This window comes from Massilia sp. TSP1-1-2 (genome assembly GCF_049896185.1).
In the GTDB taxonomy this organism is placed as follows: domain Bacteria; phylum Pseudomonadota; class Gammaproteobacteria; order Burkholderiales; family Burkholderiaceae_D; genus Telluria_A.
Genome location: NZ_JAFCTU010000049.1, coordinates 18,217 through 31,235 on the forward strand (window position 1 = coordinate 18,217; position 13,019 = coordinate 31,235).

3 protein-coding genes are annotated in these 13,019 nt (G+C 66.6%); all 3 read left to right on the forward strand.

The genetic code is table 11. The features are described 5' to 3' along the window. The first annotated feature begins 13 nt into the window (after nucleotides 1-13). Nucleotides 14-991, forward strand: coding sequence for a diguanylate cyclase (locus tag ACP7BV_RS25280; RefSeq protein ID WP_426107651.1), 978 nt, complete (start codon nucleotides 14-16; stop codon nucleotides 989-991). 329 nt (nucleotides 992-1,320) lie between these two features. After that, on the forward strand, nucleotides 1,321-1,863 hold the full coding sequence (locus ACP7BV_RS25285; RefSeq protein WP_426107652.1) for a hypothetical protein: 543 nt from the start codon (nucleotides 1,321-1,323) through the stop codon (nucleotides 1,861-1,863). A gap of 134 nt (nucleotides 1,864-1,997) precedes the next feature. Beyond that, nucleotides 1,998-13,019: Ig-like domain-containing protein (locus tag ACP7BV_RS25290; protein WP_426107653.1), on the forward strand; the 11,022-nt coding region annotated here is incomplete at its 3' end.

Below are 13,019 nucleotides of genomic sequence, written 5' to 3' on the forward strand. Positions count from 1 at the left end.
AACGCGCTACCCCATGGCCACAACACTCCCCGCTTCCATGCCCGTCGCTGGCGACGATCCCGGCGTTTATCGCACCTTGCTCGAATCGACGCAAGCGATACCCTGGCGAATCGACTGGGCTACGATGCGCTTCACCTATATCGGCCCGCAGATCGAACAACTGCTTGGCTGGCGCCCGGACAGCTGGTTGTCGGTGGACGACTGGGCCGAGCGCATCCACGCGGAAGACCGCAAGAAAACGGTGGATTTCTGTGTCGCGCAATCGCAGCAGGGCATCGACCACGAAGCCGACTACCGGGCCTTGACGCGCGATGGCGACGAGGTCTGGATCCGCGACGTGGTGCACGTGCTGCGGCGTCCGGATGGCAGCGTCGAGGCGCTGGTCGGCTTCATGTTCGACATTACCGCGCGCAAGCGGGCCGAAGACAAGATCTTGCAGCTGCAGCGCGAACTGGAAGTGCTGTCCTACCGCGACAGCCTGACGGGCGTGGCCAACCGGCGCATGTTCGACACCATGTATCCGATCGAATGGGCCAAGGCGCGCGCCACCGGCGAGCCGCTGTCGCTGGTCGTGATCGACATCGATTACTTCAAACAGTACAACGATCATTATGGCCATATGCAAGGCGACGACTGCCTGCGCCGCGTGGCCCAGGCCATGGACGGCAGCGCCTCGCGCTCGCGCGACCTGTGCGCGCGCCTGGGCGGCGAGGAATTCGTGTTGCTGCTGCCGGCCACGGACCGCGAAGCGGCCCACAACCTGGCCGAGCGCTGCCGCAAATTACTGGGACAACAAAACATTGCCCATGCCCGTTCGGCGGTCGCGCCCATCGTGACCGTCAGCCTGGGCGTTGGCAGCATCGTGCCCGGCCCGCTGGACCACCCGGATCGCTTCCTGGACCGGATCGACCGCCGCCTGTACCAGGCCAAGGCTGCGGGCCGCGACCGGATCTGCGACGCCGACCCTGTCCCCGCCCCCGCAACGACATAATCAAACCCGGCCGCCGATGGAATATTTACCTTATCAAAAGCGCGCCAATTGTCTCAACATAGTTAATTTCCAGAGTTAATGGATGGGCCCGACGCTGAAAATGTCACAGATAATATCCTTGTAGGATAAATCGTACACAAGAATTCCAATTTTTCTTGACTGCACGATCGTCCATTATCATAATCATATCGGACAAAGATTGGCGAAATTGCACGTGTTTCGCCGGGACTGTCCGGTCTGCCGCGCCTGGCCTGGGACCTGTACCAAGTGGCGATGGAGGCGCACTCGGACCGATTAATCGATATTTGCTGATTCGTACGGGGAATTTAATGAAAGCTACCAAGCTGTTATCGACGTTGTTCATGAGCGTCGTGCTGGCGTTGTCGAGCCACCATGCTCTTGCAACGCCAACCTACGAGGCAAGCGATATTGTCGACGCGCCGGGGCAAGCCGATCGCATGAAGCTCAGCTATAGCACGCGCGACGCGTTTCAAGCCGGCGGCGGCTTCACGCTGTTTTACGATCACGCACAATTTGCCGACCTGCTCGTCACCAGCAGCAGCGCCGACTGGTTCGACACGACCACCCAGCCCGATGCTTTCGCCGGCCTGGACGGCATCATCAATTTCTTGGCACTGATCGACATGACCGGTGTAACGAACAGCTTCGAGGTTGAATTCACTTATCTCGGCAGCGCTTTGCCGGGCAGCCAGCACTTCGAGTTTTTCAACGCCAATTTCGATATTACCGGCGCGGGCCAGACCGCGCCGCTGGTCGCCCAGATTCCCGAGCCGCCCGCCGCGCTGCTGCTGGTGCTCGGCGCGCTTTTGCTTGCCGGCCAACGCCAGCGCCTGAGACGCCGCGCCGGCTGATCAACCCGCTGGTCTTTTGACCAGTTGCCTGCAGGCCTTTCGGCCACCCTTCTTCGTCATCTTGTGCCGGCTCGCGCCGGCGCCAGGATGCTTGTGTCGCAAAATTCCGATTCCAATCCTAGTGGAGAGTCTTCATGACCCGTCGCGCATCCCGTCGTACGTCCCGTCGTTCGTCCCGTGGTTCGTCCACCTTCCGCAACGCGCTCGTCAGCCGTCTGCTGGCACGCATGCTCAATCGCCTGTCGGGCTGGATGTGGCACAATCTGCGCTCGTGCGGCGCCGGGGCGCGCAGCCTGATCGCGCGCTTGCGCCAGGCGCCGCAGGACGCCGCGCCGGCGCTGTTCAAGTTCGAAGCGCTCGAGCCGCGCATCTTGCTGTCGGCCAACCTGGACGGCTCGTCGATGTCGCCCACCGACATCGACCGCGACGTCAATCCGGCCGCGACCACGCGATTGCTTGCCAGCAATGAACTGGGCGACGGCGCCGGCGTCACCATCCGCGGCACGCCGCAGCGCGCCGCCTTGCCGGAGTTTAGCAATCCGCTATCGTTTGTCGACAGCGAGGTGCACCGGTACGGCGCGGCCAGCCTCGCCAGCCAGCTGCCGAGCTGGACCATCGGCGCGACTGCCGCCGGTCCGGTTCCCTCGCTGACCCTGACGGACGCCGACGGCACCCGCATCGTCCTGACCATGGCCGGCAAAGGCACGGCCATCATCACCGAAGGCGCCGCCGGCTACACGATCGCGGTCAGCGGCAGCGACGCCACCACCCAATTGAGCGCCACCACCAGCGGCGGCGACGGTCGCATGGCACTGGCCGCGCTGGACGTGGCGGGAGAAATGAAGTCGTTCAGCGCCGCCACGGCCGACCTGACCGGCGCCATAACCGTCAGCGGCGCCTTGCGCACGCTGGTCCTGGGCGACGCCACCAATGCGCAGATCGTCACCGGCGGCAGCGGTCTACTCGACATTAGCGCGCGAAACTTCAGCGGCGTGCGGGTCAATACCAGCCAGGTCGCCAACACCGTCAAGCTCGGTTCCTGGACCGCTTCCGCCACCAAGGGCGCCATGTTCCAGGCCGGCGGCCTGAACAGCCTGACGGTCGAGCGCCAATTCACGAGCGACCTAATCCTGTCCGGCGCCGGCGCCGGTTTGCTGGTATTGGGCAATGTCAAGGTCGGCGGCAGCGTCGGCGCCGGCGTCTGGTCGATCGCCGGCCGCGCCGGCAATATCGCTTTCGGCAGCAGCGACGCTCTCTGGCGCGCCAATGTCAAGGGCGCATTAAGTCAACTGGTGGTGGCCGGCGACGTTGGCGGCCTGCTGGCGGCGGCCAGCCTGCAGATGCTGCAGGTGGTTGGCTCGGCCCGCAACTTCACCGTGCTCGTGGGCGCCGACCTGGGCAGCGATGGCGTCCTGGGCGGCACCGGCAGCGCGGCCGACACCTTCAGCGCCGGCACGCTCGGGCGCGTGCGCATTACCGGCGCCGTCAGCGGCAGCACCTTCATGGTCGGCGTCAACCCCGTCAACGGCAGTTTCAACGATGGCGACGATGTTCTACTCGGCACCGCTGCCAACAAGATCCAGGAACTGTACATTGGCGGCGCGCTCGACAGCGCCAGCCGCATCCTGGCGCCCGGCTTTCCCGCCACCGTCAGCGTCAACGGCGCCACGGTCAATCCCACGACCTTGCCGCAACTGGGCACCCAGCCCGGCGACCGCGTTGCGCCCACCGTCAGCGCGCGCCTGGCCGGCGACACGGGCGCGAGCGCCAGCGACCGGCTCACGTCCAACCCGGCCATCGCCGGCTCCGCACTCGACGCCAAGGGCGCCACCGTCCTGCGCGCCGCGCTCGATCCGGTGGGCGCGACGCTGCCCACCACCGACGTCAGCTTCGCCCTGCAGGGCGACGGCAGCTTCCTGCTGACGGCCACGCAACTGGCCAGCCTGGGCGGCGGCACGCTCAACGACGGCGTGCACAGCGTGCGCGTGGTCGCGCTCGACGCGGCCGGCAACCGTTCGGCCCCGACCGACGTCGTCTTCACGCTCGACCGCGCCGCGCCTACCGTCACCGCGCTCGACCTGGCTCCCGACTCCGACAGCGGCGCCGCCGGCGACCAGCAGACCACCAGCGCGATCGTCTCGCTGCAAGGCGTGGGCGAAGCGCTGGCGCAGGTGGTCTTGACCGCCACCGGCGCGCAAGTGCAAGCCGGCGCCGACGGCAGTTTCCGCTTCGATGGCATTGCCCTGACGCTCGGCGCCAACGTGCTGTCGGTGTCGCTGTTCGACGCCGCCGGCAATGTGTCCCAGCGCAGCGTCACCATCACCCGGACCAGCACCGGCGGCGGCGACGCCACCTTGCCCACCGTAAGCGCCGCGCTCGCGGTCGACACCGGCAGCTCGGCCAGCGACCGCATTACCAGCAACCCGGCCATCCGCGGCAGCGCCAGCGACAACGTGAAGGTGGTTGGCCTGAGCGCCATCCTGGACCCGATTGGCGGCGCGATGCCCAATCAAGACATTAGCGCCAGCATGCAGGCCGACGGCACCTTCCTGCTCAGCGCAGCCCAACTGGCCAGCCTTGCCGGCGGTGCGCTGAACGCGGGCAGCCACACGCTGCGCCTGCGCGCCACGGACGCGGCCGGCAACCAGTCGGCCCCGTTCGACCTGAGTTTTACCTATGACAGCACGGCCCCGGCCATTGCCTCGTTCGCCTTTGCGGCGGCCGACGCCAGCAATGACAGCGGCAGCCAGACCGGCGCCGCCTTCGCCCAGATCAAGGGCCAGGCCGAGATCGGCGCCACCATCACACTGGCCAGCCAGAACCTGAGCACCGTGGTTGGCGCCGGCGGCACCTTCGTGCTGCCGGGCGTAGCTTTGACGCCGGGCGAGAACGTCCTCACCTTGAGCGCCACCGACGCCGCCGGCAACAGCGCCACCCTGACCCGCACCCTGACCCGCGTCGCCCAGCAGCAGCCAGATCCGGTGCTGGCCTGGAATGCCATTGCGCTTGCCGCCATCAAGCTGGACGTGTCGAACCCGACGGTAGCCACGCGCATGCTGGCCATCCAGAGCATTGCCGTCTACGATGTCTTAGCTGCCATCGAAGGCACACCGGCGTTTTTGGTCAAGCAAAGCGTGACCGGTCCCGTTTCGGCCGAGGCCGCCGTGGCGCAGGCCGCCTACCGCGTGCTGTACCAGCTCTATCCGGGCCAGCGCGCCAACTTTGACGCCGCGCTTGCCACCAGCCTGGCCAGCGTTCCCGCCGGCGCCGCCAAGACGGCCGGCATTGCCCTGGGCAACAGCATCGCCGAAGCCGTGCTGGCCATCCGCGCCAGCGATGGTTACCTCGATTATGCCACCGACGACGGCACCGACGAGCTGGGCAAGTGGCGTCCCACGGGACCCTTGTACATGGTCTCGCAAGACCCGCAATGGCAAGACGTCACGCCCTTCGTGCTCGCTTCCAGCGACCAGCTGCGCGCGCCGCCGCCGCCGTCGCTCGATTCGGCCGAATACGCGGCCTCGCTTGAGAAAACCCGCGCGCTGGGCGCTGCCACCGGCAGCACCCGCACCGCCGACCAGACCCAGCAGGCCCAGTTCTGGGCTGACGGCGGCGGCAGCATTACCCCGCCGGGCCACTGGAACCAGATCGCCGCCCAGGTCGCCGCAGCCCAGGGCAACAGCCTGTCGGCCAATGCGCGCCTGATGGCCGAACTGAACGTCGCGCTGGCCGATGCGGCAATTGCCTGCTGGGATACCAAGTACACCTACGACGCCTGGCGTCCCGTGACCGCGATCCAGCAGGCCGACCTGGACGGCAACGCCGGCACCACGCTGGACGCCGCCTGGGAACCACTCTTGATCACGCCGCCGCACCCGGAATACGTGTCCGGCCACTCCACCTTCAGCGCCGCTGCCGCCGGCATCCTGAACGCCGCCTTTGGCGAGCATGTATCCTTCAGCACCACCAGTTCCACCCTGCCGGGCGTGACGCGCAACTACACCAGCTTCGACCAGGCCGCGCACGAGGCCGGCGAAAGCCGCATCTACGGCGGCATTCACTTCGAGTACTCCAACCTGGCCGGCCAGGAAATGGGCAAGCAAGTGGGCGCGGCAGTGCTGGCGCGCTTTGCCTTGAGCCAGGATACGCAGGCGCCAAGCGTGGTGCTGGGCGACACCCGCGACGCGGCCAGCACCAACCTGACGCTCACCGGCCAGGTGCTCGACAACTTGTCCGGCGTGGCCACATTGCAATGGCGCATCGATGGCGGCGCCCTGCACGACGTCGTTTTTGATGCCGACGGCAAGTTCAGCGTCACCACGGCGCTGGCGCTCAATGGCAGCGCCGACGGCGAACACACCGTTTCCCTGCTGGCGCGCGACACCGCCGGCAATTTGAGCGCGGCCTACAACCGCGCCTTCACGCTCGACACCAAGGCCCCGGTCCTGTCGCTGGCCAGCCTGGCTGCGGGAGACGCCTTGAGCGCGTCGTCGCGCCTGACGGGCAGCACCGGCGCCAGCGGTTCGGCCATTGTCAGCTTGCACTACACCGTGGATGGCGGCGCCAGCAAGTCGCTGACCTTTGACCCGGCCACCGGCAACTTCGACCAGGCCCTCCCGCTTGGCAACCTCGGCTTTGGCGAACACACGCTGCAACTGCGCACCGAAGACGGCGCCGGCAACGTCAGCACCCTCTCGCGCAGCGTCACCATCACCGCGCTGGGCGCTTTTGCCGTGAGCGGCGTGACCCCGGGTGACGGCAGCGCCGACATCGGCACCACCTTCCGCCCGCAAGTGCACTTTACGCGCGCCGTCAATGTGGCGACCTTGAACGCCCAGACCTTTTACGCGACCGGTCCTGACGGCGTGAAACTCGACACCACCATCGTGCCGGCCCTGGACGGCAGCTTCGCCTGGCTGTTCTTCAATACCCCGATGCCGGGCGGCAGCAGCATCACCTTGCACTTGAACGGCTCGGCCATCCGCGCCGCGCAGGACGGCCTGTTCCTCGACGCCGACGGCGACGGCGCCAATGGCGGCGAACTGAGCTGGAGCTTTTCCACCGTCAGCACCACCAGCGTGGCCGGCACCCGCTTGACCGGACGCGTGGTCGATCCAGGTCCGGATCTGCAACCGATGACCTTTGACGACGTGCGCCGCGGTCCGGACGGGGTGATCCACACGCCGGACGACGTGTTCCAGCTGCCGATCGCGCATGCGCGCGTGTTCATCATCGGCCGGCCCGACCTGACCACGTTCACCGATGCCAACGGCAACTTTTCCTTCGACAATCTGCCGGTCGGCCACGTCAAGGTCGGCATCGACGGGCGCACCGCCACCAATCCGCCTGCCGGCGTGTTTTTCCCGGAAATGGTCATGGATGCCGATCTGCGGCCAGGCATCAACAATACGCTGATGGGCAGCATGGGTACGCTCGAGGCGCAGGACGCCAATGCCGAGCGCACCGAAGTCTATCTGCCGCGCGTGCAATCGTCGGCCATGCAGGCGGTCAGCGAGAGCGCGCCGACCACGATCACGGTCGACGCCCGCTCCGCGCCGAACCTGACCGACCAGCAGCGATCCGCACTGTCGCTGACAGTGGCGCCGGGCAGCGCCATCGGTTTTGACGGCAAGGTCATGCAGAACGTCAAGATCGGCATCAATACGGTGCCGCCGGCGCTGGTCAAGGACATGCTGCCCGCGGGCGTGATGCAGCATACCTTCGACATCACCATTCAAGCGCCGGGCGTGGACACCTTTGCGCAGCCGGTGCAGATCAGTTTTCCGAACGTGTTCAATGCCGCCGCCGGCACCAAGCTGAACATCCTCTCGTTCGATCACACCACCGGCATGCTGGTCATTAACGGCACCGCCACGGTTTCCGCCGACGGCAAGAGCGTGGTCTCGGACGAAGGTTCGGGCATTTCCGCGCCGGGCTGGCACGGCGTCACGCCGCCGGGCGACTGCGGTGTGGGCAACAGCCCGCCGCCGCCGCCGCCGCCGCCAACCCCGGCCGACACCAGCAACCAGAAAGACCCGGTTACGCTTCCCTTGCTGCTGGGCGAAGCGGGCACCTTTTCCACCTTGAGCTGGAGCGCGCCGGCCAAGTTGCCGGACACGCCACCGCCGCCGCCGGTCGACCCGAATTGCCCGACCCCGCCGGTCCCGGGCGACCCGGCCGGCAAGAAGCAACCGTTCATCACGGTGACGATTGACGTCTCCGGCCCGCTGGCCGACTTCATGAAGGCGTCCGGCTCGCTGGCGCTCAGTTCCACCACGTTCACGCTGCAGGCCGGCACGGGCGAAACCAAGACCTTTGGCGCCAGCGCCAAGTCGTACACCGAACTGATCGCGGGCGGGCTCAAGCAACTGGAAGAAAACCGTCTGTACGGCAGCAAGATTTCGATCACCGAGGTGACGGGCAAGTCCGACGGCTCCACCCATACCGAAAAATCCAGCTACTTCCTGTATCGCTTCGTCGATACCACCGACGACCAGCATGGCGACGGCAAGATCGCCTTCGGCCAGACCATCAGCGACGGCGCCGGCGCCTCGGTGCGCTCGGTTCCCTTGACCATCCTGGCCGGGGCGGCGGCGCCTACCATGACGCTGGCCGACGCCACCAATTTTATGCACGACAAAGGGGCAGGGAAAGTCAGCTTCGATCCCAAGACGGCGATCGGCGCGCAAAACACGACGATTCAGATCGCCAACCCGGACAATGGCGGCGTGGCCGGATCGATTTCGCTCAGCGGCCCGGCAGTCAACAAGCAAGGCTGGGCCTTCAACGCCGCCTCGTTTGAGACCCTGGTCAAGAAAATCGCCGACAATGCGGCCGCGTTCCCGAGCGTGAGCGCGGCCGAACGCCTGCGCATCGATACCAAGCCGGAGCGTGATGCACTGCTCGCCTCGATCAGCGCCCAGACCGCGGCCCTGTTCGCCGCCGGTGGCTTGACGCCGGGCATCGCCGAAGGCGGTGCGGGCGCCAATGTGCTCAACGTTTCCTTTGTCGAGAACCCCGTGCAGGACGAGCTCGGTGGGGCCACGGGCGCACTGACCGCTGCCGACGTCGGACTGGCCGATCTGGTCTCCCTGGGAACCAATGCGGCCACCTACAGCAAGGCCGAGCTCGCGTTCCGGGCGGCCGCGCTGGTGAACAACAATTTGTCGGGCAATATCGTCTTTTTCCTCGATAACTTCTTTGAAAATGGCGTGACGACGGCCGGCACCGATATGAAATACGCGCTGGGCATGAACAATGCGCATGAAATCGGTCACCATCTGGGGCTATTTCACACCGGCAACTCGGGAACGACATACGTGGCCGGCGGCGCCTCCGATATCATGCGCCAGGGCCTGTACACCACCAATTCGCAGCAGTTCAACTTGACCACCGACGCCGCCAAGCTGGGGCTGCACATGAATTACACGGTGCAGGAAGCGGCCAAGGCGGTCGCCTATTATCTGGCCTATCAAAATGCCCGCAGCGCCAATCCAGGCTGGGGCGGCAACAGCATTGGCGACGACGGCGCGGACGTCGGCCCTGACATCGCACCGCTCGCCACCCCGACCCTGGCCATCCTGACCGAAGACAACGCCGTCCTCAGCGCCGTGCATGACCTGGGCAACGTGATCGTGGATGGTGCCGCCGGCCAGCGCTTTAGCGCCGACTGGACACTGCGCAATATCGGCACCGGCACGCTCACCTTGCAAAGCATCGACGCCATCGCAGGCAACACCGAGATCAGCATCGACTCCAGCGCCACCGACCGCACGCTTGACGCCGGCCAGAGCACCACCTTGCACATCGCCTTCGACCCGCTCACGGTCGGCGCCTTCAGCCGCACCCTGAAGTTCGTCACCGACAGCGGCCAGACGGTGGAAGTCAGGCTGACCGGCAACGGCATTGCCGCCGGTCCCGCCATCAAGGTCGCGGCGACCGAAAACAATCTGGGCGGCGCCGTGGCCAACGCCGGCACCGTTTCGCGCGCTTCGGTCAACGTGATCACCAACCAGGGTGCGCAAGACCTGGTCATTTCCGACATTTCGCTCGTTTCCGGCACCGACGCCTTCAAGCTGACCGGCATCGTGCCGGGCGCGCCGATCACGCTCAAGACCGGCGAAAGCTTTACCTTCGGCGCCAGTTTTACGCCGGGTAAGCTCGGCCTGCAGCAAGGCCAGATCCGCATCACCAGCAATGACGCCCAGCATCCGAGCGTCACCGCCGGCGTGGTCGCCACCGGCGTCGAAACGCGCCTGGTGGGCCAGTGGGGCAACGACTATGTCGCCATCCAGGTGGATCAGGCCGATCCGCTGCGTTCGGTCAGCGGCAAGGATGGCCGCTTCAGCTTTTTCTTGCCATCGTCCAAGGATTACCACCTGGCCGTGTTCGATCCCGTCACCGGCCTGTTGGCCAACCGCACCGGCACCACCGGTCCGTCCGGGCAGCCGACCGACCTGACGCGCAACCTGGTGTTTGCCGCCAGCGTTGCCGCCGATACCGACTTCGACGGCCTGCCCGACGATATCGAATTTGCCATCGGCTCCAATCCCGCCAAGGGCGACACCAACAAGGATGGCATCAACGACTTCGCCTCGATCCAGCAGGGCATCAACCCGCTGGGTAACCTGGCCATTCCGACCGGCGTCCTGGCCGCCGTCAACCTGGCCGGTTCCGCCGAGGCAGTGGCCGTGGCGGGCGCCGCCGGCAATGGCAGCGCGCTGACCGCCTACGTTGCCACCGGCAGCGCCGGCTTGGCCGTGATTGACGCCTCGCGCTTTACGGCGCCGGTGCTGGTGGCCGCGCTCGACCTGCCCGGCACCAGCGTCGACGTGGCGGTGGACGAAGGGCGCGCCGTCGTCGCCGTCGCCGCCGGTTACGCCGGCCTGCATCTGGTCGACGTGCGCGACCCGTCCGCGCCCGTGCTGCGCCAGAGCGTCGCCTTCTCCGGTGCCGTGAGCACCGTCCAGATCCGCGACGGCATTGCTTACGTCGCCACCGGCGAAGTGCTCGCCAGCGTCGACCTGAACACCGGTGCCGTGCTGGCCACGCTCGACCTTGGCGCACTGGGCGGCACCACGCTGACCGACCTCGCCTTTGACGGCAATACGCTGTACACGATGGACAATAGCCGCCATCTGCGCGCCATCAGCGTCACCGGCGACGTGCTCACCGCGCGCGGCGCCTTGCAATTGGCAAATGGCGGGGGCAAACTGTTCGTGGGCGGCGGCGTCGCCTACATTGGCGGCGTGGGCGGCTTCCAGCAGGGTTTCAGCACCGTCAATGTCAGCAACCCGGCCAGCCTGGTGCTGCTGAGCGACCCAGACGCCACCAATATCGTCAACAGCGCCATCGTCGCCAACGGTTCGGGCCTGGCCGTGAGCGTGGGCGCGATCAACGGCGCCGGCAACATGGTCCATGTGATGGACGTGTCCGATCCGAGTCGCACCGACCGCTTTCTCACCCAGTACCTGCTGCCGGGCGCCCCGCGCGACCTGGCGCTGGCCAACGGCCTGGCCTTCGTGGCCGACGGCAGCGGCGGCCTGCAGATCGTCAACTACGCCGCCTTCGATACCAAGGGCGTCGCCCCCACCGTGTCGATCACGGTCGACACCGTGGATGTGGACCCCGCCACGCCCGGCATCCAGGTGCTCGAAGGGCGCACCGTCAGCGTCAGGCCGACCATTGCCGACGACGTGCAAGTGCGCAATATCGAGCTGCTGGTCAACGGCCAGGTCGTGGCCAATGACGCCAGCTTCCCGTGGGAACTGATCACCCAGGCGCCCACCATTGCCAGCGGCGGGACCAGCATGACGCTGCAAGTGCGCGCCACCGATACCGGCGGCAACACCACGCTGTCGGCGCCGATCGTGCTGGCGGTGGTGCCCGACACCTTCGCACCGGTCTTGGCGTCGATCAGCGTGGCCAATGGCGAGCGGCGCTTCTTCGTCCGCTCGATCGATTTGACTTTCGATGAGCCGCTCGATGCGGCCAAGCTGGACTTGGCGGGCGCCACCTTGCTGCGCGCCGGCAGCGACGGCCAGTTCGGCACCGCCGACGACACCGTCATCGGCCTGCACTTCGACAGCCGCAACCGCGGCCAGACGCTCAGCGTGATTGCCGACACCTTCCTCACGCCCGGCGAGTACCGCCTGAGCATCGCGCCGTCGATTCTGGCCGACCGCGCCGGCAACCAGTACGGTTCGGCCATCGTGCGCAGCTTTACGGTGCGCCCGGCCAGCGACATCCGCGCCGCCAGCGGCACTGCCGCCATCCCGAGCGCGCCGTCGGCCAACCCCGGCCAGCAAATCGGCCTGGCGGTGCCGTTCGATCCGTCCACCGCCAAGCTGCAGGTGAAGGTTGTCGACAGCAACGGCACCGTCAGCACGGTCGTGGTGCCGGTTGCCCGCGTCAACAGCGCCACCGGGACTGCCTACTTTAACTTGCCGGGCGACGCCGTCAGCGGTGACGCCGTGGTCTATTCGCAAGTCGGTGCGGTCCGTACCGATTTTACCGACGGTACTTTCCCGCTCCAGATCATCCCCGTCATCACCAGCATCGACGTGCAATCGGTCAGCGCGGACGGCAGCAGTGCCGTCGTGGTGCTGCACGGCGCCGGCTTTGTCGAAGGAGCGCTAAGCGAATACCGCTTCGGCGCCCAGGTCATCACCGACACCGGCACCGCGTCCGGGCCCGACGTGCAGTCAGTCTACGACTACGTCGCCGGGCAGTACGTCAACGGCCAGGTCAGCATCACCGTTCCCCTGACCAATGGCGTATTTGGCGCCATCAACGTCAAGACCGCCGGCGGCGTGAGCGCCAGTTTCAGCGCCAGCCTCGACGCGGTGCAGGCGCTCGCCTTCTCGGGCACGCCGGCCGATGCCGCCACGGCCTCGGCCAATCCGGGCCAGGCCATCACCTTGCGCGGCACGGGTTTAAGCACCGACAGCGATATTTTGCTGCGCTACACCGACTACAACGGCGCCGCGGCCATGGTGCGTGTCAGCCCGGTTGCCGCCAGCGCTGACGGTACCCAAGCGACCTTGCTGGTGCCGTTCGAGGCGAACGGCGTGTTCTCGTTGCAAATGTTCGGCTCGGCCAGCCAGCCGCTGCTGCAGATCGTCCCGACCCTGACCCGTTTTTCGGCCGCGGGCGAC

What these genes read in the sequence shown, in the direction of transcription:
- ACP7BV_RS25285 (WP_426107652.1), top strand. Translation starts at nt 1,321, where the DNA reads ATGAAAGCTACCAAGCTGTTATCGACGTTGTTCATGAGCGTCGTGCTG.
- ACP7BV_RS25280 (WP_426107651.1), top strand. Translation starts at nt 14, where the DNA reads ATGGCCACAACACTCCCCGCTTCCATGCCCGTCGCTGGCGACGATCCC.